This window comes from Pseudomonas sp. C11 (assembly GCF_034683865.1).
Lineage (GTDB): Bacteria > Pseudomonadota > Gammaproteobacteria > Pseudomonadales > Pseudomonadaceae > Aquipseudomonas.
Map to the genome: position 1 here is coordinate 154,152 of NZ_JAWIIP010000008.1, position 23,869 is coordinate 178,020.

Consider the following 23,869-nt stretch of genomic DNA (forward strand, 5'->3'; position numbering starts at 1 on the left):
CAGTCAGAAAATACGCCGTAATACGCTTTTCCATTGGCATCTTTGCCCACCGTCCGGCACAGTCGCCTGCGCCATGCCAGCGGTCTTTGCCGCTATGCTTTAATCGACTTCCAGCAAGGATCAGCCTGGGCAACGAGAATTATGATGACCCTCACCGTACGCAATCGCATCATCGCCAGTTTCACGCTGATCATCGCCATTCTGGCTCTTCTGGCTGCGGCCTCCTTTTTGCGCCTCAAGCAGATCGAGGACGGCGCGCAAAGCATGCTCACGGATTCCATACCGGGCTCTTACTACATCAGCAAGGCGCAGAACGAGTGGGCACGGCACATGCTGGAAACCCGTCGTGCGTTGATCGAAGCGGTCAACGGCAGCAATGTCGGCAACATTGCAAGCCATGTCGAAGCCTTCACTCAGATCGAGGAGAGTCTCAGAGAACTGCTCGATCAGTATGCGCGCACCATACACCTGGAAGACGACAAGGCGCTGTTCGAGCGCTTCGAGCAGCAGCACAAGCTGTATCTGAGCAGGCATGCGCAATTGCGTGACCTGCTGAGCCGCAACCTGCCTGGTGAAGCCAGTGACTTCAGTTTCCAGAATGTGTTTCCCGCCTGGGACGCTGGGCAGAAGGCGCTTGACGAGCTAACCGAAAGCAATCGTCTGCAATCAGACCGCGCTGCGCAGAGTATCCGTGATGAAGTGCTCGGTCTGGAGGTCGATCTGCTGCTGGCCATTTTGTTCGCTGTGGTAGCAGCAGGTGTGTCCGGTTGGCTGCTGATGCGCGCCATCACTCGTCCCGTGCAAAGTATCGTCGGCGCTCTCAAGGAGCTGGAAAACGGCGACTTGTCGACCAAGCTCGATCTGCAGCGCCGTGACGAGTTCGGCGCCATCGAGCAAGGCTTCAATAGCATGGTGACCGAGCTCAAGGCGCTGGTTGGCAATACGCAGCGCTCGGCGGTGCAGATGACCACCTCGGTCACCGAGATTGCCGCCACCTCGCGCCAGCAGCAGGCTACCGCGACGGAAACCGCCGCCACCACCACCGAGATCGGCGCCACCTCGCGGGAGATCGCCGCCACCTCGCGCGATCTGGTGCGTACCATGAGCGAGGTGTCCGACACCGCCGAGCAGACCTCCATCCTCGCCGGCACCGGCCAGCTCTGCCTGGCGCGCATGGAAGAGATCATGCATCAGGTGATGGGCGCCGCCGACGTGGTCAACGGCAAGCTGTCGATCCTCAACGAGAAGGCCGGCAACATCACGCAGGTGGTCACCACCATCGTCAAGGTGGCCGACCAGACCAACCTGCTCTCGCTCAACGCCGCCATCGAGGCGGAGAAGGCCGGTGAGTATGGCAAGGGCTTCGCCGTGGTCGCCGTGGAGGTGCGTCGCCTGGCCGACCAGACCGCCGTGGCCACTTACGACATCGAGCAGATGGTGCGCGAGATCCAGTCGGCCGTGTCGGCCGGCGTGATGGGCATGGACAAGTTCTCCGAAGAGGTGCGCCGTGGCATCGGCGAGATGACCCAGATGGGCGATCAGCTCAACCAGATCATCCAGCAGGTGCAAGCCCTGGCACCACGCATCCTGATGGTCAACGAGGGCATGCAGGCGCAGTCCACCGGTGCCGAGCAGATCAACCAGGCGCTGGTGCAGTTGAGCGAGGCGAGCAGCCAGACGGTCGACTCGCTGCGCCAGGCGGGTAGCGCCATCGACGAGCTGAACCAGGTGGCCAACAACCTGCGCGTTGGCGTCAGCCGCTTCAAGGTCTGAACATGTCAGCCTCCAGCAAGGCGTCGGCCGGCGAACTGCATCTGCAGTTCCAGCTCGGCGAGGATCGCTATGCACTGGCCGCCCGTGAGGTGGTCGAGGTGCTGCCGCTACGCCGCCTCAAGCAGATTCCCGAGGCGCCGGAATGGGTGGCCGGCTTGCTCGCGCATCGCGGCAAGATGATCCCGGTGCTCGACCTCAGCCGCCGCGTGCTCGGTCGCCCTGCCCTGGCACGCAACAGCACGCGCCTGGTGCTGGTGCATTTCGCTACAGCGCAGGCCGCAACTGGCGCCGTGCTGGGGCTGATTCTCGAACAGGCGAGCAACACCCTGCGTCTGCCGCAAGAGGCTTTCCAGAACAGCGGCCTGGAAGCAGGCCAGCCCGATTATCTCGGCCCCGTGCAGGGCAAGGGCGCGGGCCTGATCCAGCGTATCGAAGTGGCCGGCCTGCTCGACGCCAGCATGCGCGCCCTGCTGTTCCAGGCGGCGGACAGGGGCTGACGGCATGATCGAACACATCGAGCGCCTGCTCAAAAGCCGCATCGGGCTGGATGCCGAATCGATCGGCCGCAACGTGATCGAACGCGCCGTGCGCCAGCGCATGGCCGCGCTCGGCCAGAACACGCTGGAACAGTATTGGACGACCCTCGGCGGCTCGTCGCGCGAGCAGCAGGCCCTGGTCGAAGCCGTGGTGGTGCCGGAAACCTGGTTCTTCCGTTACCCCGAATCCTTCAACGCGCTGGCCAGCCTGGCCCTGGAGCGCCTGGTGCAGTTGGCCGGCAGTCGCCCACTACGGCTGATCAGCCTGCCCTGCTCCAGCGGCGAAGAGCCCTATTCGATCGCCATGACCCTGCTCGATGCCGGCCTGCTGCCCAACCAGTTCCACATCGATGCACTGGATGTCAGCGACAAGGTACTGGAGCGCGCGCGCCATGGTCTGTATGGGCGCAACTCGTTCCGGGGTGAACAACTGGCGTTTCGCCAAAGCCATTTTCACGAGCAGGCCGATGGTTTCCTGCTCGATGCGCGCGTGCGCGATTGCGTCAACCTGCGCACCGGCAACCTGCTCGACCCCGCGTTGTTCGCAGGGCAAGCACCGTACGACTTCATCTTCTGCCGCAACCTGCTGATCTACTTCGACCGCCCGACCCAGGTGCGCGTACTGGAGCTGCTCAAGCGTCAGTTGCAGGAAGACGGCACCCTGTTCATAGGCCCGGCCGAAGCCAGCCTGGCCAGCCAGAGCGGCCTGAAGGCCATCGGCCGGCAGCAGACCTTCGCCTTTCGCCTGACACCACCAAGGCCTGCCCCCCTCGCGGCTCAACCCAGCACGCCACGGCTGCGCCAAACACCGCCACCGGTGGCACGGCCCGTCGTGGCGGCGCGTCCACGACCACGCCCAGCAGCGCCCGCACCCACCGCACCGGCAGCGGCGCCGAACGACATCTGGCAAGAGGTCGCCAGCCTGGCCAACGCCGGGCGCAGCGAGCAAGCCCGGCAGCACTGCGAGAAACACTTGCAGGCACACGGGCCGAGCGCCGAGGGCTACTACTGGCTGGGCCTGCTCAGCGATGTGCAGGGCCAGGGTGAGCAAGCCTGCGCCTACTACCGCAAGGCCATCTATCTCGACCCGCAGCATCGTGAGGCGCTTACCCATCTGGCCACGCACCTGGAGGCCCAGGGCGATGCCAGCGGTGCACAGCGCCTGTATCGCCGCGCCCAGAACACGGAGGTAGACAAGCGTGACTGAGATCCCGGTCGAACAAACACAGGTGGACGATTGCTGGAACCGCATCGGCGTGTTCGGTGACAAGAGCTGCCCCCATCTGCAGCGCCACATCCACTGCCGCAACTGCGAAGTCTATGGCGCTGCCGCCATCGCCCTGCTGGATCGCTACAGCAGCCTGCAGAACGAGTTGCCTGCTGAAGAAGAGGCCGAGGCACTCTCTGCGCCGGTCGGTGAGCAGCGCTCCTTGCTGATCTTCCGCCTCGGCGAGCAATGGCTGGCCATTGCCACCCGGCGCCTGGCCGAGGTGATGCCGGTGTCGCCGATTCACGTCCTGCCGCATCGCAGCAATCAGGGCCTGCTCGGTGTCACCAATGTCCGTGGCACCCTGGTCGCCTGCCTGTCGTTGCCAGACCTGCTCGGCCTGCCGAGCCAGAGCACGCCACGCGAACAGCGGCGCGTGGTGCCGCGCATGCTGATTCTGGAAAGCGAAAGCGGCCCGCTGGTGACCCCGGTCGATGAAGTCAGCGGCACCCAACGCGTGCCCGTGGCCCGTATTGCCAGCGCGCGTCACGACGACAGCCTGACCATCAGCCGCTTCACGGCCGGCGTGCTGCAGTGGCAGGATCGCAGCATCACCGTGCTGGATGACGAAGCGCTGTTGCAACACATGATCAGGAGCCTCGCGTGACACCCGATCAGATGAGGGATGCATCGCTGCTGGAACTCTTCCGCCTGGAGGCGGAAGCGCAGAAGCAGGTGCTCGACACAGGCCTGATGATTCTCGAGCGTGACCCGCTCAACGCCAGTCAGCTGGAAGCCTGCATGCGCGCCGCGCACTCGCTCAAGGGCGCGGCACGCATCGTCGGTCTGGATCATGGCGTACAGGTCGCCCATGCCATGGAAGACCTGCTGGTGGCGGCGCAGGAGCAGCAATTACGCCTGTCCCCGGAATATATCGATGCCTTGCTGCAAGGCTCCGACATGCTCCTGCGGATCGGCCAGACGCAGACCGACCCAGCGCTCGATGGCCAGGTTGCGAGCCTGACCGCCCACCTGCGGATACTGTTCGGTCAACCCGCAGCACGGCCGCAAGCACCCGCCGAACCGCACGCAGTCAGCACGCTCAGTTCCGTTGTGGCCAGCTCGACAGCCAGCGATCTCCAGGCGGACGAGCGCAATGCCCGAGTGCTGCGCGTATCCGCCGAGCGCTTCGATCACCTGATCGATCTTTCCGGCAAATCACTGGTGGAGTTCCAGCGCACCAAGCCGCTGAGCGATGCCCTGCATCGCCTCAAGCGCCAGCAGGAGTCGGCACGGCGCACCCTGGAATCGCTGCGGGAACATCTGCTCGGCACCGAGCTGGATGCCACCACCCAGGCGCTGTTCAATGAGAGCCGCAACCTGCTGATCGAATGCCAACAGCAGTTGCAGGCGCACCAGGAGCTGTTCGACGACTTCGTCTGGCATGGCGGTCAGCGTACCCAGCAGCTCTATGACCTGGCCCTGGCCTCGCGCATGCGCCCCTTCGCCGATGTGCTGGGTGGGCATACGCGCATGCTGCGCGACCTTGGCCGCTCGCTGGGCAAACAGGTGCGCCTGGAAATCGAGGGCGAGAACACCCAGGTCGACCGCGACGTGCTGCAACGCCTGGAAGCACCGCTGACCCACCTGCTGCGCAACGCCGTCGACCACGGCATCGAGCCACCCGCCGAGCGCCGGCGCAAGGGCAAGGCCGAGGAAGGTCTGGTGCAACTGCGCGCCCGCCATCACGCCGGCATGCTGGTACTGGAAGTCAGCGACGATGGCGCCGGCATCGACCTTGAGCGGGTCGCCCAGGCGGTGGTCAACCGCCAGTTCGCCACGGCCGAACAGGTGATGCAGATGACCGAGGAAGAGCTGCTGGCCTTCCTCTTCCTGCCCGGTTTTAGCCTCAGCCAGCAGGTCACCGAAGTGTCCGGGCGCGGCGTCGGCCTCGACGTGGTGCAACACGAGATTCGCCGCATGCGCGGCAATGTCCGCCTGTTGCGCAGCCCGCAGGCGGGTTGCCTGTTCCACCTCGAGCTGCCGCTGACCCTGTCGGTGGTGCGCGCCCTGGTGGTGACCATTGGCGGCGAGGCCTATGCCTTCCCACTGGCGCAGATCGAACGCATGCTGCGCCTACCACGCAGTGCCATCGTCCAGCTCGAAGGGCGCCAGCAGTTCTGGCTGGAGGACGAGCACGTCGGCCTGCTTTCGGCCGCGCAACTGCTGCAATGTGCGGAAGCCCAGGGCGAGCAGGAGGACATCCCGATCGTGCTGATCCGTGACCGCGAACGCTGTCATGGCCTGGCAGTCGAAGCCTTCGTCGGCGAATACACCCTGGTGCTGATGCCGCTCGACGCCCGCCTGGGCAAGGTACGCGATGTCACGGCCGGCGCCCTGCTGCATGACGGCACGCCGGTGCTGATTCTCGATGTCGACGACCTGCTCAACTCGGTCGGCAAACTGCTCGGCAGCGGCAATCTGGAGCGGGTCGACCACGGCAGCCTGGCCCGTCAGGCGCACAGCAAACGCGTCCTGGTGGTCGATGACTCGCTGACGGTGCGCGAACTGGAACGCAAGCTGCTGCTCAGCCGTGGCTATCAAGTGGAGGTGGCCGTGGATGGCATGGACGGCTGGAACGCCCTGCGCGCCGGGAGCTTCGACCTGCTCATCACCGACATCGACATGCCGCGCATGGATGGCATCGAACTGGTCAGCCAGGTGCGCCAGGATCCGCGCCTGCGCTCGTTGCCGGTGATGGTGGTGTCCTACAAGGATCGTGAAGAGGATCGCCGCCGCGGCCTGGAGGCCGGCGCCGACTACTACCTGGCCAAGGCCAGCTTCCACGACGAAGCGCTGCTGGACGCCGTGCAGACCCTGATCGGTGAGGCCCGCGAATGAAGATCGCCATCGCCAACGACATGCCCCTGGCCGTCGAAGCCATGCGCCGCGCCCTGGCCGGCGACGCCCAGTACGAACTGATTTGGGTAGCTGAAAACGGTGAACAAGCCGTGCAGCGCTGCCAGGAAGCGCTCCCGGACCTGCTCCTGATGGATATGCAAATGCCCGGCATGGACGGCGTGGAAGCGACCCGCCGGATCATGCAGGACACCCCCTGCGCCATTCTCATCGTCACCTCCGACGTCGAGCGCAACATGACCCAGGTGTTCGATGCCATGGGCGCCGGCGCCCTGGACGTGGTCGCCGTGCCATCGCTCGGCCCGCAGCAGACGCTCGACTCGGCGACGCTGCGGCGCAAGATTCACAACATCTCCTGGATGGTCGGGCACAAGACCTCGCACTCGGCAAAGGCCGCGCCCACGCGCCAGACGGGGAATCGCGGCAACCGCCTGGTGGCCATCGGTGCCTCGGCGGGTGGCCCGGCCTCACTGGTGGAGTTGCTGCGGGAAATTCCTGCGGACTTCGCCGCCAGCATCGTCCTGGTTCAGCATGTCGACGAAGTATTCGCCACCGGCATGGCGCAGTGGTTGGCCAGCGAGTCGCACATGCCCGTGCGCCTGGCGCGCGATGGCGAAACGCTGAAACCGGGCGCCGTGCTGCTGGCCGGCACCAACAATCACCTCTACCTGACCCAGCAGGGGCATCTGGAATATCGCCGCGAGCCTCTCGACCAGATCTATCGTCCCTCTATCGATGTATTCTTCGAAAGTGTGGCCAACCACTGGCAGGGTCACGCCGTCGGCGTGCTGCTGACGGGCATGGGCCGCGATGGCGCACGCGGCCTGAAGCAGATGCGCGAACGAGGTTTTCATACCATTGCGCAGGATGAAGCCAGCAGCGCAGTCTATGGTATGCCCAAGGCTGCCGTGGCAATCGAGGCCGCAGCCGAAGTACTGCCGCTGAACCGAATCGCGGCCCGCCTGGTCGAGCGACTGGGCCGAACTCATTCACATATTGGCGGAGACAGGTAATGCAGCGGCCCCAAGGGAATACCAACCATCATCATGGATCGCATGAGTACCCCATGATGGTGCTGCTGGTCGACGATCAAGCCATGATCGGCGAGGCCGTGAGACGAGCCCTGAGCGCAGAGAGCGACATCGACTTCCACTTCTGCTCCGACCCACAGCAGGCTGTGAGCCTGGCGCAACAGATCAAGCCGACGGTGATCCTGCAGGACCTGATCATGCCCGGCTTCGACGGCCTCGACCTGCTCGTGCAATACCGCAACGCCCCCAGCTTGCGCGACGTGCCGATCATCGTGCTGTCGAGCAAGGAGGATCCCCAGGTCAAGAGCGCGGCCTTCAGCGCCGGCGCCAACGACTATCTGGTCAAGCTGCCGGATGAAATCGAACTGCTGGCGCGCATCCGTTATCACTCGCGCTCCTACCTCACCCTGCTGCAACGCGATGAGGCCTATCGCGCCCTGCGCGAGAGCCAACAGCAACTGCTCGACACCAACCTGGTGCTGCAGCGGCTGATCAAGTCCGACGGCCTTACCGGCCTGGCCAACCGCCGCTACTTCGACGAGTACCTGGAACTCGAATGGAGCCGAGCCCTGCGTGAGCAGAGCGAACTGTCGCTGCTGATGATCGACGTGGACTACTTCAAGGCCTACAACGACCAGAACGGGCACGTCGATGGCGACGACGTCCTGCGCCGCGTAGGCGATACCCTGCGCGCCAGTTGCTCGCGCTCGACCGACCTGGTCGCGCGTTACGGCGGCGAAGAGTTCGCCGTGATCATGCCGAGCACTGCAGCCGGCGGGGCGCGCCTGCAGGCCGAGAAGATTCGCCGCGCCATCGAAGCGCTGGAAATCCCCCACGACCTGCCCAACCCCGGCTCCTCGATCAGCGTCAGCATCGGCCTGGCTACTTTGCGTCCGTCGATGGGAAGCGAACCGCTGAGCCTGGTGATCAAGGCCGACGAAGGGCTGTACCTGGCCAAACACAGCGGGCGGAACTGCGTCGCTCAGGTCAGCGACGACACCTGATCATGGCAGCGTATAGCTGACCGGTAATCGCCCACATTTCCTGCTGCCCCCACCTGCCCCAGGACGGGCTGCAGGCCGCGTTCTTCCTGGCTTCCAACGTTCCCACCAGAGGTCATGGCCCACGCCATGGCCTCATGCGCAAGGGCTGCCGATTGACTGAATTAACCAGTTAGTACATTTTCTCGGGCGTTCGTCACAACAACAAGAGACGCCCCCATGACACCCTGCATCCTGGTGCTCAACGGCCCCAACCTGAACCTGCTCGGAACCCGCGAACCGGCCACCTATGGCCACGAAACCCTGGCCGACATCTCCCGCCTGTGCGCCGACACCGCTGCCGAGCACGGCCTGACCATCGAGTTTCGCCAGACCAACCATGAAGGTGAGCTAATCGACTGGATCCACGGTGCACGCGGACGCTGTGCCGGCATTCTGATCAATCCGGCGGCCTGGACGCACACCTCGGTAGCCATCCGCGACGCCCTGGTGGCCAGCGAACTGCCGGTGATCGAAGTGCACCTGTCCAACGTGCACAAGCGTGAGCCCTTCCGCCAGCATTCATTCGTCTCGGCCATCGCGGTCGGGGTGATCTGTGGCCTGGGCAGCCAGGGCTACCGTCTGGGGCTCGAATATTTCGGCCAGTCGCTCAAGGGGTAAGACACATGTCCAGCGTTTCTTCCGGCATCCTCGCCGGTCTCATCGGCCGCGGTATCCAGGCCTCGCGCACGCCGGCCATGCACGAGCGAGAAGGCGACGCCCAAGGCTTGCGCTATCTCTATCGACTGATCGACCTGGATCAACTCGACCTCGATATCGATGCCCTGCCCGGCCTGCTTACCAGCGCCCAGCAGATGGGCTTTACCGGCCTGAACATCACCTTCCCGTGCAAGCAGGCGATCATTCCGTTGCTCGACGAACTGTCTGCCGAGGCCCGTGGCATCGGCGCGGTCAACACCGTGGTGCTCAAGGACGGCAAGCGCGTCGGGCACAACACCGATTGCCTGGGTTTTGCCGAGGGCTTTCGGCGCGGCCTGCCCAACGTCAGCCGCCGCCGTGTGGTGCAAATGGGCGCCGGTGGTGCCGGCGCGGCAGTGGCGCACGCACTGCTGGCAGAGGGTGTCGAACGCCTGTGCCTGTTCGAGGTGGAGCCCGGCCGCGCTCAGGCGCTGGCGAATAACCTCAACGCCCACTTCGGCGCTGGTCGCGCCGTTGCCGGCGAGGATCTGCCCGGTGAAGTCGCAGCCGCTGACGGCCTGGTCAACACCACGCCCGTGGGCATGGCCAAGCTGCCGGGCACACCGCTACCGGTGGAGCTGCTGCATGCCGGGTTGTGGGTTGCCGAGATCATCTACTTCCCGCTGGAAACCGAACTGCTCCGTCACGCCCGCGCGCTCGGCTGCCGCACGCTGGATGGCGGCACCATGGCGGTGTTCCAGGCAGTCAAGGCGTTCGAGCTGTTCAGTGGCCGTGCCGCCGATGCCGAGCGCATGCAGGCGCACTTCGCCAGTTTCTGAAGCTGTGAATCGACAAGCCCCTGGCCGCAATGCTGCGGCCAGGGGCTTTCGTTGGTGCTCTGCGGAGACTAAGGGCGGCTATCAGCGCTGGATATAGCGCAGCACCGCATCGCAGATCATGGTCTTGTGCCGCTGACGGATGTCCTCGTCCGGCAGGTCGATCTGGAATATCTCGCCGAAGGTATGCCGGTTGGACACGCGATAAAAGCAGAACGAGCTGATCAGCAGGTGCACGTCGAGCACATCGATGCCTGGACGGAACACGCCCTCCTCCTCGCCGCGACGCAAGGTCTTGCCGAGGGTATCGAGCACCACGTTACTCATCTGGCGGATGGCCGGCGACTGCTTGACGTACTCGCCGTAGTGGATGTTCTCGATGCTGACGATACGCACGAAATCGACGTTGTGGTCGTGGTGGTCGAAGGTGAACTCCACCAGCCGACGGATCGCCAGCGCTGGCGGCAACGACTCCAGATCGAGGCGGCTCTCGGTGCCACGGATGTCGCCGTAGAGCTTGACCAGTACCTCGACGTAGAGCTGCTCCTTGCTGCCGAAGTAGTAGTAGATCATCCGCTTCGACGTCGCGGTGCGTTCGGCAATGGCGTCCACACGGGCGCCGGAGAGGCCCTGCTGGACGAACTCGGTGACGGCAGCCTGGAGAATGTTCTCGCGGGTCTTCTCCGGGTTGTTCTTGCGCGCCTTGCGCACGGCCTCGGTGGGCACGCTGGCAAGGCCAATGGCGGCTTCGGTCATACGGCTGTGATCTTTTTATAGGTATGGACAGGGATGAAGTATGGCAGGCCGGCAGATGGCTGGGCAGCACTGAGACGACACGTCACAGCCTGCCCACGCTCACAGCCGGGGCCGCTTCAGGCCACCGTTGCGCGCCTTGGCCATGGCCGCCAGGCGCACCGCGACGTTGGCCGCACCGTAGCCTACGTAGCCATTCTTGCGCTGGATGATCTCGAAGAAGAAACGCTCCTCGAACGGTTCGGTATAGACGTGGAACAGCTCGCCGCCCTGAGCGTCACGGTCGTACAGGACGTTGTAATAGGCCAACTCGCTGAGGAACTCGTCGTCGAAGTCGAAGCGCGCGGCCAGGTCGTCGTAGTAGTTCAGCGAAATCTCCAGCAGCGGCACACCGGCCTCCTTGGCCCTGGCCACCTCGGCGAAGATGTCCTCGCAGGAGAAGGCGATATGGTGCACGCCAGAGCCACGGTAGCTGGACAACGCATGGGCGATGGCGGTGTTGCGGTTCTCCGAGATGTTCAGCGGCAGGCGCACCGAACTGCAGCGACTGCGGATGGCACGGCTCTTCACCAGGCCGTACGGGTCGGGCAGCACCACTTCGTCGTCGGCCTCGAAATCCAGCAGGCTCTTGTAGAACAGTACCCAGCTATCGAGCGAATCGGCCGGCAACGCCAGGGCCATATGGTCGATGCGCTGTAGGCCGCCACTGGTCTGCGCGGCTGCATCCAGGCTGAAGTCGGTGTCGTAGAGGCTTTGCCCCTCGGCGCCCTGCTCGACCAGATAGATCAGGCTGCCATCCGGCGCGCGTACCGCCGGCACCTCACGCTCGTTGGGGCCGACCAGGCCACGATAGGGCTGGCCGCGGTAGTCGCAGGCGCGTTGCAGAGCCGCCGACTCGTTCTTGACCCGCAGCGCGGTGGCGCACAACGACGGGCCGTGTGCCTCGAAGAAGTTGTGCGCGAAGGAATAGGGCTCGGCGTTGAGCACGATATTGATATCGCCCTGGCGCAGTAGGCTGACATCCTTGGAGCGGTGCTGACCGGCGCGGGCGAAACCAAGGCGCTCCAGCCAGTTGCCCAAACGGGCACCGACCGCCTCGTCGACGGCGAATTCGAGAAACTCCACCCCTTCGTAGCGGCTGGCAGGCGGCGGCGTGAACAGCACACCTGGCTCGATGGCGTGGCCTTCCTTCTCCAGGCGCTTGTGGGTCTTCTCTTCGAGATACAGCAGCGAGCGCAGACCATCGGCGGCATTCTGCCGGGTCGGCGCGGCGCGGAAGCCGTCGTTGAAGATTTCCAGCGACAGCGGGCCGCGATACCCCGTGCGCAGGATCGGCGCGAGGAAACCGGCCAGGTCGAACTCGCCCTGCCCCGGGAAGCAGCGGAAGTGGCGGCTCCACTCCAGCACGTCCATGGCCAGGATCGGCGCATCGGCCATCTGCACGAAGAAGATCTTGTCGCCGGGAATCTCGGCGATGGCGCTCGGATCACCCTTCAGCGAGAGGGTGTGGAAGCTATCGAGGATCATGCCCACCGCCGGGTGATCCGCCTGGCGTACCAGGTTCCACACCTGCTGGTAGGTATTGACGTGTCGGCCCCACGCCAGCGCTTCATAACCGATACGCAGGCCCCGTGCGCCGGCACGCTCGCCGAGCAGGCGCAGGTCATCGATGAGGATCTCATCATCGCCCAGGGAGTCGGCGGCGACGTTGCTGCACACCAGCACCAGATCGGTGCCGAGTTCCTGCATCAGATCGAACTTGCGCTCGGCGCGGTCGAGGTTGCGCTGCAGGCGGTCGCGACGGCAGCCCTCGAAGTCACGGAACGGCTGGAACAGGGTGATGGCCAGGCCCAGATCGGTGCAGTGCTTGCGAATTTCGCTGGGGCTGCCGTCGTAATAGAGCAGGTCGTTCTCGAAGATTTCCACCCCATCGAAGCCGGCGGCGGCGATGGCTTCGAGCTTCTCGGGTAGGGTACCGCTGAGGGAAACGGTGGCAATTGAACGCTGCATGCTGGTGTTCCTTATTGTTCGCGCCGACTCGGCCATCAGCACGTTGAGTTGGATCGAGCGACCTATGGGGTAGTCGGTCATTCGCCCCGGCACGAAAAATGGCGTTGTACGGTTTGTTTTCGTGGTTGGATCGATTATTCGCGCGTAAAGTCGGCGCAGCAATTCGAAGTGTACGAACTAGTTAGTTTTGTGTTCGATTAACGAACAGAAGGCCGGTTATCGCGATTGACGCTTTTTCGATCACTGGCGCAGCATGAGTTCCACGTTGCAGTCACTGCGCCAGGCATCTCCTTGTCAGCCTAGCTGCTTGGATGATTCTGCGATGGTAACCAGGCGTCACGGCATAACAATTTCAAGAAACGGGTAACACCCATGAACACCATCAGCTACCTGCTCACTCCCTGCCGACTTGCCGCGGCCTCTCGATCGAGCGCGATGTACACCGCGCCTCTGACCTGATTCCTTAAAACCAAACACCATCGGACGGCGTTCGCCGGGTCGCTCTACACGAGCCCCGTCGTATCTGCGTGCACGCTTTTCCCAGGCCACGGCCAGGGAGATGCGCGCCGGCCCGCTAACAAAAACAACGGAGACAACCATGGCTTCATCCTCACAAGCCAAGAAAGCGACCGCCAGTGGCTGGATCGGCTCTGCTCTCGAGTACTACGACTTCTTCATCTATGCCCAGGCGGCGGCGTTGATCTTCCCGCAGATCTTCTTCCCGTCGACCGACCCGAAAATGGCCATCATCGCCTCCCTGGCGACCTACGGCGTGGGCTACCTGGCCCGCCCGGTCGGTGCCTTCGTGCTCGGCCACTGGGGTGACACCCGCGGGCGCAAGAACGTGCTGCTGTTGTGCATGTTCCTCATGGGTCTGTCGACCATGGCCGTTGGCCTGCTGCCGACCTACCACGACATCGGCATCCTCGCGCCGATCGCGCTGGTGGTGCTGCGCCTGATTCAGGGTTTCGCCGTGGCCGGCGAGATCTCCGGTGCCAGCTCGATGATCATGGAGCACGCGCCCTTCGGCCGCCGAGGCTATTACGCCAGCTTCACCCTGCAGGGCGTACAAGCCGGCCAGGTGATGGCTGCTGCGGTGTTCCTGCCGCTGGCCTACTTCATGCCCAACGATGCGTTCAATGACTGGGGCTGGCGGATTCCGTTCCTGATGAGCGCCGTGGTTCTGATCGCAGGCGTCATCATCCGTCGCGAAGTACATGAAACACCGGCCTTCGTTCAGGAAGAAAACAAGCAGAAAGTCGCCAAGTCGCCGATCTCCGAAGCCTTCAGCAATAGCTGGCAGCGCATGGTGCTGGTGATGTTCATGGCCCTGATGAATGTGATCCCAGTCGTTGCCACCATTTTCGGCGCAGCCTACGCGGTGCAGCCTGCCTACGGCATAGGCTTCGAGAAGAGCGTCTACCTGTGGATTCCGGTGGCGGGCAATATCGTCGCGGTACTGGTAATTCCCTTCGTCGGCAACCTCTCGGACAGGATCGGCCGTCGCCCAACCATGATCGCCGGCTGCCTGGGCTCCGGTCTGCTGGCCTTCGCCTACCTGTATGCGATCAGCATCCATAGCGTGCCGCTGGCCTTCGCCCTGTCGATCCTGATGTGGGGCATGATGTACCAGGGCTACAACGCGGTGTTCCCAAGCTTCTACCCGGAGCTGTTCCAGACCCGCTACCGCGTATCGGCCATGGCCATCGCGCAGAACATCGGCACCATGCTGACCGCCATGCTGCCGGCCCTGTTCGCCGCCATAGCCCCACCCGGTTCGGACAACATCCCTTGGGTCATCGGCAGCCTGGCCTTCGTCATCACCTGCGTGTGCGCCCTGGCTGCCTACCTGGCACCGGAAACCTATCGCCTGTCGATGGACGACCTGGGCAAGCCCGAGGCCAAACCGATGGACAAGGTGCAGTACGACAGCGGCCGCGACAGCAGCATGCTCACCGCCAGCCACTGATCGAAAGCTGAAACGCAATAAGGCCCCTGCTGGGGCCTTATTGCTTTATGCCTTCCAATACCGGGAGTGGCGATAAGGCGTGGAGATCTCCGCAAGCGAGCCCTTCGGCTAAACGCTAGGAGGATCAGGACTTGCGCTGAATCCAGGCCGCCGCCAGGCCGCTCAGGCAGATGATCACGATACCGACCAGGGCCGTGGTGTCCGGCATGTGGCTGAACACCAGCAGCCCGAGCAGGCCGGCAAAGACGATCTGCACATAGCCGAACGGGGCCAGCAAGGCCGGCGCCGCATGGCGGAAGGCGTGGGTCAGCAGCAGATGGGCGCCCATGCCGCAACCGCCCAGCGCCAGCATCATCAGACCATGCGTGAGGCTGGGCACCTCCCAGACGAAGGGCACCAACAGGCTCATGGCCAGGGTGTTGACCAGGCCGGCGCAGAAGTTGCTGGTGGTGGCGCTATCCACCTCGCTCAGGCGTCGGGTAAGGATCTGATAGAAGCTGAAGCACAGCGCGGCGCTCAGCGGTAGCAGCACGGCCGGGGTGAATAGAGCGCCGCCCGGATGGACGATCACCAGCACGCCGATGAAGCCGATGATCACCGCGACCCACTGCCCCCGACTGACGCGCTCGCCGAGCAGCGGCACCGAAAGCGCCGTCACCAGCAAAGGCGCGAGGAAGATCACCGACGTCGCCTCGGCCAGCGGGATGAACATCAAACCGGAGGTGAACAGCAGGCTGACGCCCAGCAGACACAGCGCCCGCAGCACCTGCAGCCCCGGACGCTTGGTACGCAGTACGCGCAACCCCGATTGCGGCAGGAAGATCCCGGCCATCAACAGGGTATGCACCAGATAGCGCGCCCAGACGATGAGGATGATCGGATAGAAACCCGACAGGTACTTGGACATGGTGTCGTGGCTGGCGAATAGAAAGGTCGCCAGCACCATCAGGCCAATGCCCTTGAATGGCTGGTTGGGGCCGGATAGCGGGGTAAGGCTCATGAATTACCTGAGACAGCGCACAGGGCGCGAGATTGATAGCAAGACAACTAACTATACACCCATAGCCTGCTCAGGCGCCTCGGCCAATCGTCCGAAGGCCAGGGCGAATTCATCCGCACTCTGCCAGCACTCTGCGGGTTTTCTCCAGCGCCAGAGTCGCTCGCTGCAGGGCACTGACGCCCTGCTCCAGCAACTGCCGGGTGGGAATTTCCAGGCTCAGCGGGATGTTCGCCGGCAGGGTACGCAACAGCCCCTGCAGATCGCAGTCGCCGTCACCGGGGAAACGCCGTTCGTTGCGGGCCTGGCGCAGGATTTCGTCCATGTCGTCAGGACGCGGCCCAGCGACGTCGCACAGCTGGGCGTAGCGTAGGCGTGAGGGCGGGATGCTGGCCAGATCCGCCAGGCGCGAGGCGCTGCGATCGAAGTGGAAAGCATCGACCAGCACGCAACCATTGGGACGATCCGCCGCCGCGACGATGCGCGCGGCCTGGGTCAGATCGCGGGCGTTCGTCCAGGGCATGAACTCCAGGTGCGGGTGCAAGCCATAGTGCAGCGACAGGTCGCAGAGCGCGGCGAAGTTGTCGGTCTGCCGTGCTTCATCTGGGTCGTTGCCGGCCACCAGCAGCTCGCTGGCGCCGCACTCTGCCCCAACGGCGAGGATCGCCTCGAAGTCGGCAACGCGGGTATCCGGCTTCAGCCGCAGGATTTCCACATCGAGCACCTGGACGCCGGTATCGCGCAGACGCTGCAGTGTCTGCGCGCGCAGGCCGGCATCGGCCACCAGCGGGAAGTGATACTCCTCGGGCGTGGCCGGCACCAGGCGCAGGCCAACATGGCTGTAGCCGGCGCGGGCAGCGACCTCGACCATCTCCGGCGGTGACAGCTCGAGCACAGTGAGGGCAGCCAGGGAAAGAATGCGTTCGCTCATGGGGAATCTCTCGCTCAAAGAATCTGTGGAGCGCAGGCGCGCCCCGTTTCGGCGGCCTGGCGAATGGCCTCGACCAGCGCCAGGGTGCGCCCAGCATCGGCAGCGCTGACCAGCGGCGCCACCTGGCCACGGGCGACCCGGACGAAGTGCTGCAACTGCAGGCGCAGCGCTTCGTCGGCGTTGAACGTCTCCTGCGTGCGCAGCAGTGGCTGGTGCCAGCCGGCGCCGTCCTCGGCGTAATGCCAGCGCTTGAGCTGGGGAATGCTCAGGGCGCCACGGGTACCGGCGAGCAGGTAGCAGGGCTGGTCGGCCTGCTGCGGGTAGACCGGGTTCTCTCCGGAATCCAGCTCCCAGCTCCATGGCGCGGCAACCGCATCGGAGCCGGTCAGGCTGCCCAGCGCGCCGTTGTCGAACTGCAGCAGCACGGCGACGCTGTCTTCGTTGGCAAAACCACGCACGGCATTGCTGGTGATGGCCTGCACCTGGCGCACTTCGCCACAGAGATGGCGCAACAGGTCGAGATCATGGATCAGGTTGGTCAGCAACATGCCGGCACCGGCCTCTCGACGCCACGGGATGTCGTAGTAGCTGTCGGGCTTTTGCACCTGCCACAGGGCCGTGACGGTGGTCAGTCGCCCCAGCGCGCCCTGCTCGATCAGTTCACGGGCGCGGGCGATCAGCGGGTTATGACGGCGATGATGGCCGACCAGCACCGGCACGCCCGTGCGCTCACTGGCCGCGACCAGTTCACGTACTTCATCCAGATGCACGCCCACCGGTTTTTCCAGCAGCACCGGCACACCGGCGGCGAGGCAATCGAGCGCGGTGCTGACATGCAGGGCATTGGGGTTGGCGATGATCACCGCTTCGGGACGAGCCTCATCCAGCATCTGCCGGTAATCAGCGAAGTACGCTACACCGCACTCGGCAGCGAACGCCTCGGCCTGCGGGCCAGGGTCGGCGATGGCACACAACTGCGCTTCGGCCAACGTCTGCAGGTGCTGGTGATGCTGACGGCCCATGACACCGGCGCCGATCAGGGCAATACGCAAGGGGGAAGTCACGCGTGGTTCCTCTTGTTGTCGTGCTCGCGTGGGTGCGCCGAATGCAGCAGGCGCAGACTTTTAATATTTAGAACTCAGTTCCAAAAAATCCGCAAGACGAAAATTCAAGGCGTACGACAGCACCCAGAAGTTGGCGTGGAGGGCTCACTGAGCGAGCCAAGGCCCGCCGCAACGTCAAATCGCGATTAACAACGCGTGGGAGGGGCTTTAGCCGCGAACCTTTGTCGCGGCTAAAGCCCCTCCCACGTTTTTTGTGCTGATTGCTACCCGGCCCGGGCGTTTCGCGGCTGAAGCCGCTCCTACGACAGGGTGGCAGTGTCAGCCGCTCAGGCGAACAGCTCGGAGGCGGGACTGGCGGCGGCCAGCTCGTTAGCGGCGGCCAGCAGCTCGGGAGCCAGTTGCTCGATGCGGCTCAATGGCAGGCGCGCGCTGGGCCCGGCGATACTGAGTACGCCGATGGCCCGCCCCTCGAGCGGATGGCGCACCACCGCTGCCAGCGCAGCAGTGCCCAGCGACGAGCTTTCCATCACCCAGGCATAACCCTGCTGGCGCGCCAGTGCGAGGCGTTGCAGCAGCTCCTGCTCGCTGCGCGGCGCGTTGGGGCCGAACTCGGCCGGGTCGGCCACGCCCTGGCGCGCCACCAGCGCCAGCGCCTCGGCATCGCTCATGCTGGCCAGCCAGGCATGCCCGGACGCGGTGTAGAACAGCGGCGCGTCGCGGCCCATGTCCGGGTCGTAGCGCAAGCCAGAGCGGGCGCCCTGGCTCTTGGCGATCCAGGTCTGCCGCTCGCCTTCGATCACCCCCAGGCGTACCAGCTCGCCACTGCGCTCGGCCAGCCCATCGAGGATCGGCTGCACCACGTCGGCACCGCTGTTGGCCAGGTAGCGAAAGCCCAGGGCGACCAGCTTGGTCGACAGGCGATAACGACTGGTGCGTTCGTCCTGGCGTACGTAGCCCAGGCGAATCAGCTCGGCAAGCATGCGATGGGTCGCGCTCTTGGGTATCTCCAGCTCATCGGCCAGCGCCTGCAGTTGCACGCCGCGAGCATCGCGGGTGAGGCTTTCGAGGAGGCTGAGCGCACGTTCGATCTGACTGCCGGCCATGGGGGAATCCTGAAAAATGTGCGCCGATTCTAAGAGACAAGCGGCCCGCCTGACAGCCCACCCCTCTGGATGCAGGCGAACAGACGCGCGATACTGCGATGACGGCAGGAATGTACTAACTGGTTCGTTCTTGTTCGTTTATCGAACAAAACCCGATTTAACGAATTGAAATGGCCAGTAGGGTCGGCCCACTATGCCGACACGCCTGAAACGTAGCGCGCTCTGCCAGACACCTTGCGCCGCGTCCACTTCAGCAGCCAATAAATATAAGAAGGTCGATTGCCATGTCTCAGCCCAAGCACTTGCGTGCCCCGGCCACACCAGCGTCCGCTTCGGTCGCTCAGCGTTCCAGTATCAGCGTCCTGCTCGAAGACTGGACCTCCCTGTCATCCTTTGCCGTACCGGTGATGGCACCTGCCGCCATCACCGGCGAGCCCGCGCGCGTCCGTCGCGGCATGCTTGCACGGCTGCCCTGGGTACGACACTTCAGCGCCGTCTGACCCACCCCGATTTATTCCCCGCACTCACTCTGTCGGAGCGATAGCATGAACAAGACAGACAAGATGCTGGTCGGCGAGCGCACCTGCTGCGCGCTGCTGCTGGTATTCAGCCTGGCGATCTTCTACCTGGCCTACCAGATTTCCGGCTTCTCCTCAGCCAACTCCCCGGGCGCCTTCCCTCTGGGCGTGGCGCTGGTAATGCTGCTGTCGGCGATCAAGATCACCTTCGAGATGTTTGGCAAGGCCAAGCCGGACTGCGACGGCTGGCTCGATGCCTTCCAGCAGTTCCGTCGTCAGCATTTCCCCAAGGCGGTTCTGATCTTTGGTCTGCTGGCCGTGGTCTACCTGGCGGCCATTCACTGGGCCAGTTTCTACGTCAGTACCTTCTTCTTTCTGGTGCTGTCGATCGTCTACCTGCGTGGCGGCAGTCGCGTGCTCAACGCGGTGGTGATCGCCGGCGTGCTGCTGCTCCTGATCTATCTGCTGTTCAGCCTGGCTTTCAGCGTTTACCTGCCATAACGAGGCACCTGAGATGAGCGATAACTTTTCCTACCTGCTGATGGCCTGGAGCGACCCGCAGCTGCTGATGCTGACGGCGCTGGGCACCTTCGCCGGTATCTACATCGGCGCCATCCCTGGGCTGTCGGTGACCATGGCGGTGTCGATCCTGGTGTCCTTCACCTTTTCCTGGGACGTCAACGACGCGCTGGCACTGATCGTCGGCATCTTCATCGGCGGCGTGTACGGCGGCTCGCGTAGCGCCATTCTGTTGAACATCCCCGGCGCGCCCTCCTCGGTCGCCACCGCGTTCGACGGCTACCCCCTTGCGCAACAAGGTGAGGCCGGGCGCGCCATCGGCCTGAGCACCGTGATGTCGGTGATCGGCGGCCTGGTCGGCACCCTGGTACTGGCCAGCGCCGCACCGGTGATCGGTGACCTGGCACTGAAATTCGCCCCGCGTGACTACTTCCTGGTCGCCGCCATTGGCCTGCTGCTGGTGGGCAGCCTGTCCGAAGGTTCGCTGGCCAAGGGCATCTTCGCGGCGGCGCTGGGCGCAGTGATCGGCCTGGTGGGCATGGACCCGGTCACCGCCGAAGGGCGCTTCACCCTCGGTCAGGTCGAGCTGATGGGCGGCATCCACTACGTGGTGCTGATGATTGGTCTGTTCGGTGTCGCCGAAGCCTTCTATCAACTGCACAACCTCGACAGCCCGGCCGTGCGCCAGAAAGTCGACAAGATCCTGCCGTCCTTCGCCATGGTGCTGAAGTTCCTGCCGCTGTCGATCCGCACCTCGCTGATCGGCGTCATCGTCGGCGTGCTGCCCGGCGTGGGTGGCGACATCGCCGCGCTGATGGCTTACGACCACGCCAAACGCACCGTGAAGAACCCGACCAAGCCCTTCGGCAAGGGTGCCTACGAAGGCCTTGTAGCACCGGAAACCGCCAACAGCGCGGCGGTCGGCGGCGCCTATGTGCCGATGCTGACCCTGGGCATGCCCGGCGATGCGGTAACCGCCGTAATCATCGGCGCCCTGGTGGTGCACGGCCTGAACCCCGGCCCGATGCTGATGGTGGAAAACCCGCACATCTTCTACTTCACCGTCGGCAACCTGCTGCTGGCCAACATTTTCCTGATGGTCTTCGGCCTGATGGGCGTGAAGCTCTTCGCCAAGTTCGTGGAGATGCCCAAGGCCGTGCTGATCCCGCTGATCCTGGTGCTCTGCGTAGTCGGCACCTACTCGATCAACAGCAGCATGACCGAGGTGTACTGGATGCTCGGCTTCGGCGTGCTCGGCTACCTGATGAAGATCTTCGGCTTCCAGATGGGCCCGATCATCCTCGGCGCCATCCTCGGCCCACTGATGGATACCTCATACCGCCAGGCCATGTCCTCGGCCGGCGACCACCCGCTGGAGCTGCTGCAGGGTCTGGTCACCAGCCCGCTGTCGATGATCCTGACCAGCGGCGTGGTGCTGATCCTGCTGGGCAACACCCCGCTGCTGAAGAAGATCAAGAACAAGTTCAGCCCGGCTTCGGCCCGCAGCTGATCGCCAATTCACCCGGCATGCCCCGGCCTACAGGGGCTCACAACAACAACCGATGGAGAGTCTCCACATGTTCAAATCGCTACTGACCGGCGCCGCCCTCGGCCTCAGCGCCCTCACCATGGCTCTGCCGGCCCATGCCGAATACCCCGAGCGCAGCATCCAGGCGGTCATTCCCTGGGGCGCCGGCGGTGCTACCGACAACGTCATGCGCAGCCTGACCCCGTACGTGGAGAAGGAGCTGGGCGGCAAGTTCATCCTCAACAACCGTCCGGGCGGCACCGCCGTGATCGGCAGCACCTTCGTCAAGACCCAGCGTCCCGACGGCTACACCGTTCTGCTCGGCGCCGAGAACCCGCAGCTGTACAAGGTGCTGAAACTGGCCGACTTCGACTACGCCGACTTCTACCCGGTGAGCATCATCGGCCAGAACGTGGTGGTGATCGCCGCCAACGCCGACGCGCCGTTCAACAACATGGCCGAGCTGCTGGCCGCCGCCAAGGCCAATCCGGACACCCTGCGCATGGGCTCCACCGGCGCCGGTGGCCTGCCGAGCACTGTCAGCGCGATGATCAACGCAGTCGACGAGTTGAAAGTGCGTGAAGTGACCTTCGGCGGCGACGGCCCCGGCATCACCGCGCTGATGGGCAACCACATCGACTTCATGCCGCTGAGCCTGGCCGCCGCGCGCGAGCTGGTACGCAGCGGCAAGCTCAAGGCCCTGGCCGTGTTCGCCACCGAGGAAACCCCGGAACTGCCGGGCGTGGAGCCGATCACCAAGTCGCTGCCGGCCATTGCCGAGTACCTGCCGTGGGGCCCGTTCTGGGGCGCCTTCGTGCGCAAGGACACCCCGGATGACGTCAAGCAGAAGCTGGTCGAAGCCTATGCCAAGGCCGTGGCCAACCCCGAGTTCCAGGGCTTCCTGAAGAACTTCGGCGCGCAGAGCCTGAACCTCAACGGTGCCGAGGCCGAGGAATTCCTCAAGCGCTGGCAGTCGGTTACCACCTGGTCGATGTACAAGGCCAAGGCCATCGAGATTGCCCCGGACTCGGTCGGCATTCCCAAGCCCTGATGCCTGGCTGATCCGCCGCCGGCCGGCCTGAGCCGGCGGCCCCTTACCCCTCGTTTTTAGCGTATCTGCGCACGCGGAGGGGGTCGTGCGCGCTGCACACTCTGTCAACCAAGAGGAACAACAACAATGAAATCCACCCTGACCCATCTGCTACCCAGCGTCCTGGCGCTGGCTGTCATCGCCGCCCTGCCGGTCGGCGCCCAGGCCGCCGGCTTCGTCGACGACGCCAAGGTCTCGCTGAACCTGCGCAACTACTACTTCAACCGCAACTACCTCAACGGCACCGACCCGACCGTTAATGGCGAGCGCCAAGGCCAGGCCGAAGGCTGGACGCAGAGCTTCATCCTTGACGCCCGCTCCGGCTACACCGAAGGCACCGTCGGCTTCGGCCTCGACGTGCTCGGCCTGTACAGCCTCAAGCTGGACGGCAACCGTGGCGCCGCCAACACCCAACTGATGCCGATTCACGACGACGGTGAAGCCGCCGACCAGTTCGGTCGTACCGCCGTGGCGGCCAAGGCGAAGATTTCCAAGACCGAGCTGAAGGTTGGTGAATGGTTCGCCGTGCTACCGATCCTGCGTGCCGACGATGGCCGCTCGCTGCCGCAAACCTTCAAGGGTGGGCAGATCACCTCCAGCGAGATCGACGGCCTAACTCTCTACGGCGGCCGCTTCAACGGCAACAGCACGCGAAATGACGCCAGCATGGAGCGCATGTCGTTCAGCCTCAGTTCCAGTCAGGTGTTCAAGTCCAGCGCCTTCGACTTCGCTGGCGGCGAGTATCGCTTCAACGACAACCGCACCATGGTCGGCGTCTGGCATGCCGAGCTGCAGGACGTATACAAGCAGAACTTCCTGCAACTGACCCACAGTCAACCGGTGGGTGACTGGGTACTGAGCGGCAACCTCGGTTACTTCAACGGTCGCGAAGATGGCGCTGCCAAGGCCGGCGAACTGGACAACAAGGTCTATCAGGGCAGCTTCTCGGCCAAGACCGGCAACAACACCTTTACCGTCGCCTACCAGAAGCTCAACGGTGACACCAAATTCCTCCGTGTAGACGGCACCAGCGGCGGCACCCTGGTCAACGACGGTTTCACCAACAGCTATGACGCTGTCAACGAGCGTTCTTGGCAGTTGCGCCACGACTACAACTTCGCCGGTCTCGGCATTCCAGGCCTGACCCTGATGAACCGCTACGTCAGCGGCGACAACATCCACACCTCCGACGGCCGCAAGGACGGCGAAGAGTGGGGCCGCGAGTCCGAGTTGGCCTACACCATCCAGGAAGGCAGCCTGAAGAACCTCAGCGTGCGCTGGCGCAACTCCGACGTGCGCCGCGACGTGGGTCAGGATCTGCACGAGAACCGCCTGATCATCAACTACCCGCTGTCCCTGCTGTAAAGGCTGCACCGCTTCACGATTGACTCCAATGTGTTACGGCA

Annotated in this window: 21 protein-coding genes; 15 read left to right on the forward strand and 6 right to left on the reverse strand. The window is 64.1% G+C overall.

Features of this window, described 5'->3' with window-relative positions:
* The first annotated feature begins 141 nt into the window (after nucleotides 1-141).
* From VC352_RS14485 to VC352_RS14525, 9 genes are all read left to right on the forward strand, one after another.
* A complete protein-coding gene (locus VC352_RS14485; RefSeq protein ID WP_322980259.1) occupies nucleotides 142-1,773 on the forward strand; it encodes a methyl-accepting chemotaxis protein in 1,632 nt (543 codons plus the stop codon).
* A 2-nt stretch (nucleotides 1,774-1,775) separates the two neighbouring features.
* Entirely contained in the window at nucleotides 1,776-2,270 is a 495-nt protein-coding gene (locus tag VC352_RS14490) for a chemotaxis protein CheW (RefSeq protein WP_322980260.1), read from the forward strand.
* Between the two features lie 4 nt (nucleotides 2,271-2,274).
* Nucleotides 2,275-3,516 (forward strand): CheR family methyltransferase, encoded by a 1,242-nt coding sequence (locus VC352_RS14495; RefSeq protein ID WP_322980261.1) that lies wholly within the window; start codon nucleotides 2,275-2,277, stop codon nucleotides 3,514-3,516.
* A complete protein-coding gene (locus VC352_RS14500) occupies nucleotides 3,509-4,183 on the forward strand; it encodes a chemotaxis protein CheW (protein WP_322980262.1) in 675 nt (224 codons plus the stop codon). Before VC352_RS14495 ends, VC352_RS14500 begins: the two co-directional genes overlap by 8 nt.
* Nucleotides 4,180-6,417, forward strand: a complete 2,238-nt coding sequence (locus tag VC352_RS14505; protein ID WP_322980263.1) for a hybrid sensor histidine kinase/response regulator — start codon at nucleotides 4,180-4,182, stop codon at nucleotides 6,415-6,417. The genes VC352_RS14500 and VC352_RS14505 overlap by 4 nt, the downstream gene beginning before the upstream one ends.
* On the forward strand, nucleotides 6,414-7,448 hold the full coding sequence (locus VC352_RS14510) for a chemotaxis response regulator protein-glutamate methylesterase (protein WP_322980264.1): 1,035 nt from the start codon (nucleotides 6,414-6,416) through the stop codon (nucleotides 7,446-7,448). The genes VC352_RS14505 and VC352_RS14510 overlap by 4 nt, the downstream gene beginning before the upstream one ends.
* Nucleotides 7,448-8,470, forward strand: a complete 1,023-nt coding sequence (locus tag VC352_RS14515) for a PleD family two-component system response regulator (protein ID WP_322980265.1) — start codon at nucleotides 7,448-7,450, stop codon at nucleotides 8,468-8,470. Before VC352_RS14510 ends, VC352_RS14515 begins: the two co-directional genes overlap by 1 nt.
* A gap of 216 nt (nucleotides 8,471-8,686) precedes the next feature.
* Nucleotides 8,687-9,127, forward strand: coding sequence for a type II 3-dehydroquinate dehydratase (gene aroQ / locus VC352_RS14520; RefSeq protein ID WP_322980266.1), 441 nt, complete (start codon nucleotides 8,687-8,689; stop codon nucleotides 9,125-9,127).
* 5 nt (nucleotides 9,128-9,132) lie between these two features.
* Nucleotides 9,133-9,984, forward strand: coding sequence for a shikimate dehydrogenase (locus tag VC352_RS14525; protein WP_322980267.1), 852 nt, complete (start codon nucleotides 9,133-9,135; stop codon nucleotides 9,982-9,984).
* Nucleotides 9,985-10,065: 81 nt separating this feature from the next.
* On the opposite strand, the gene VC352_RS14530 is transcribed toward VC352_RS14525, so the two are convergent.
* Nucleotides 10,066-10,737: a TetR/AcrR family transcriptional regulator gene (locus VC352_RS14530; protein ID WP_322980268.1), complete on the reverse strand. Its 672-nt coding sequence runs from the start codon at nucleotides 10,735-10,737 to the stop codon at nucleotides 10,066-10,068.
* A gap of 99 nt (nucleotides 10,738-10,836) precedes the next feature.
* Nucleotides 10,837-12,744 carry a 3-dehydroshikimate dehydratase QuiC gene (gene quiC, locus VC352_RS14535; RefSeq protein ID WP_322980269.1) on the reverse strand — a complete coding sequence of 636 codons (1,908 nt, stop codon included), beginning with the start codon at nucleotides 12,742-12,744 and terminating at the stop codon, nucleotides 10,837-10,839.
* A 598-nt stretch (nucleotides 12,745-13,342) separates the two neighbouring features.
* On the opposite strand from quiC, the gene VC352_RS14540 reads away from it, so the two are divergent.
* Entirely contained in the window at nucleotides 13,343-14,713 is a 1,371-nt protein-coding gene (locus VC352_RS14540; RefSeq protein WP_322980270.1) for an MFS transporter, read from the forward strand.
* Between the two features lie 124 nt (nucleotides 14,714-14,837).
* Here the strand turns inward: VC352_RS14540 and VC352_RS14545 are convergent, their stop codons facing one another.
* From VC352_RS14545 to VC352_RS14560, 4 genes are all read right to left on the reverse strand, one after another.
* Nucleotides 14,838-15,713: a DMT family transporter gene (locus VC352_RS14545; RefSeq protein ID WP_322980271.1), complete on the reverse strand. Its 876-nt coding sequence runs from the start codon at nucleotides 15,711-15,713 to the stop codon at nucleotides 14,838-14,840.
* A 109-nt stretch (nucleotides 15,714-15,822) separates the two neighbouring features.
* Entirely contained in the window at nucleotides 15,823-16,641 is an 819-nt protein-coding gene (locus VC352_RS14550) for a sugar phosphate isomerase/epimerase (protein ID WP_322980272.1), read from the reverse strand.
* A 14-nt stretch (nucleotides 16,642-16,655) separates the two neighbouring features.
* Nucleotides 16,656-17,705 (reverse strand): Gfo/Idh/MocA family oxidoreductase, encoded by a 1,050-nt coding sequence (locus VC352_RS14555; RefSeq protein ID WP_322980273.1) that lies wholly within the window; start codon nucleotides 17,703-17,705, stop codon nucleotides 16,656-16,658.
* 326 nt (nucleotides 17,706-18,031) lie between these two features.
* Nucleotides 18,032-18,808, reverse strand: a complete 777-nt coding sequence (locus tag VC352_RS14560; RefSeq protein WP_322980274.1) for an IclR family transcriptional regulator — start codon at nucleotides 18,806-18,808, stop codon at nucleotides 18,032-18,034.
* A 284-nt stretch (nucleotides 18,809-19,092) separates the two neighbouring features.
* Between VC352_RS14560 and VC352_RS14565 the strand changes: the two genes are divergently transcribed.
* The 5 genes from VC352_RS14565 (at nucleotide 19,093) to VC352_RS14585 (ending at nucleotide 23,828) form a co-directional block, all read left to right on the forward strand.
* The gene (locus VC352_RS14565) at nucleotides 19,093-19,308 is read left to right on the forward strand and encodes a hypothetical protein (protein WP_322980275.1); all 216 of its coding nucleotides are present in this window, start codon (nucleotides 19,093-19,095) and stop codon (nucleotides 19,306-19,308) included.
* 45 nt (nucleotides 19,309-19,353) lie between these two features.
* Entirely contained in the window at nucleotides 19,354-19,827 is a 474-nt protein-coding gene (locus tag VC352_RS14570; protein WP_322980276.1) for a tripartite tricarboxylate transporter TctB family protein, read from the forward strand.
* A gap of 13 nt (nucleotides 19,828-19,840) precedes the next feature.
* Nucleotides 19,841-21,355, forward strand: coding sequence for a tripartite tricarboxylate transporter permease (locus VC352_RS14575; RefSeq protein ID WP_322980277.1), 1,515 nt, complete (start codon nucleotides 19,841-19,843; stop codon nucleotides 21,353-21,355).
* Nucleotides 21,356-21,422: 67 nt separating this feature from the next.
* The gene (locus tag VC352_RS14580; protein WP_017362024.1) at nucleotides 21,423-22,424 is read left to right on the forward strand and encodes a tripartite tricarboxylate transporter substrate binding protein; all 1,002 of its coding nucleotides are present in this window, start codon (nucleotides 21,423-21,425) and stop codon (nucleotides 22,422-22,424) included.
* Between the two features lie 126 nt (nucleotides 22,425-22,550).
* Nucleotides 22,551-23,828, forward strand: a complete 1,278-nt coding sequence (locus VC352_RS14585) for an OprD family porin (RefSeq protein WP_322980278.1) — start codon at nucleotides 22,551-22,553, stop codon at nucleotides 23,826-23,828.
* Nucleotides 23,829-23,869: the final 41 nt, after the last annotated feature.

What these genes read in the sequence shown, in the direction of transcription:
- VC352_RS14485 (WP_322980259.1), top strand. Translation starts at nt 142, where the DNA reads ATGATGACCCTCACCGTACGCAATCGCATCATCGCCAGTTTCACGCTG.
- VC352_RS14490 (WP_322980260.1), top strand. Translation starts at nt 1,776, where the DNA reads ATGTCAGCCTCCAGCAAGGCGTCGGCCGGCGAACTGCATCTGCAGTTC.
- VC352_RS14495 (WP_322980261.1), top strand. Translation starts at nt 2,275, where the DNA reads ATGATCGAACACATCGAGCGCCTGCTCAAAAGCCGCATCGGGCTGGAT.
- VC352_RS14510 (WP_322980264.1), top strand. Translation starts at nt 6,414, where the DNA reads ATGAAGATCGCCATCGCCAACGACATGCCCCTGGCCGTCGAAGCCATG.
- VC352_RS14515 (WP_322980265.1), top strand. Translation starts at nt 7,448, where the DNA reads ATGCAGCGGCCCCAAGGGAATACCAACCATCATCATGGATCGCATGAG.
- aroQ (WP_322980266.1), top strand. Translation starts at nt 8,687, where the DNA reads ATGACACCCTGCATCCTGGTGCTCAACGGCCCCAACCTGAACCTGCTC.
- VC352_RS14525 (WP_322980267.1), top strand. Translation starts at nt 9,133, where the DNA reads ATGTCCAGCGTTTCTTCCGGCATCCTCGCCGGTCTCATCGGCCGCGGT.
- VC352_RS14530 (WP_322980268.1), bottom strand. Translation starts at nt 10,737, where the DNA reads ATGACCGAAGCCGCCATTGGCCTTGCCAGCGTGCCCACCGAGGCCGTG.
- quiC (WP_322980269.1), bottom strand. Translation starts at nt 12,744, where the DNA reads ATGCAGCGTTCAATTGCCACCGTTTCCCTCAGCGGTACCCTACCCGAG.
- VC352_RS14540 (WP_322980270.1), top strand. Translation starts at nt 13,343, where the DNA reads ATGGCTTCATCCTCACAAGCCAAGAAAGCGACCGCCAGTGGCTGGATC.
- VC352_RS14545 (WP_322980271.1), bottom strand. Translation starts at nt 15,713, where the DNA reads ATGAGCCTTACCCCGCTATCCGGCCCCAACCAGCCATTCAAGGGCATT.
- VC352_RS14550 (WP_322980272.1), bottom strand. Translation starts at nt 16,641, where the DNA reads ATGAGCGAACGCATTCTTTCCCTGGCTGCCCTCACTGTGCTCGAGCTG.
- VC352_RS14560 (WP_322980274.1), bottom strand. Translation starts at nt 18,808, where the DNA reads ATGGCCGGCAGTCAGATCGAACGTGCGCTCAGCCTCCTCGAAAGCCTC.
- VC352_RS14565 (WP_322980275.1), top strand. Translation starts at nt 19,093, where the DNA reads ATGTCTCAGCCCAAGCACTTGCGTGCCCCGGCCACACCAGCGTCCGCT.
- VC352_RS14570 (WP_322980276.1), top strand. Translation starts at nt 19,354, where the DNA reads ATGAACAAGACAGACAAGATGCTGGTCGGCGAGCGCACCTGCTGCGCG.
- VC352_RS14575 (WP_322980277.1), top strand. Translation starts at nt 19,841, where the DNA reads ATGAGCGATAACTTTTCCTACCTGCTGATGGCCTGGAGCGACCCGCAG.
- VC352_RS14580 (WP_017362024.1), top strand. Translation starts at nt 21,423, where the DNA reads ATGTTCAAATCGCTACTGACCGGCGCCGCCCTCGGCCTCAGCGCCCTC.
- VC352_RS14585 (WP_322980278.1), top strand. Translation starts at nt 22,551, where the DNA reads ATGAAATCCACCCTGACCCATCTGCTACCCAGCGTCCTGGCGCTGGCT.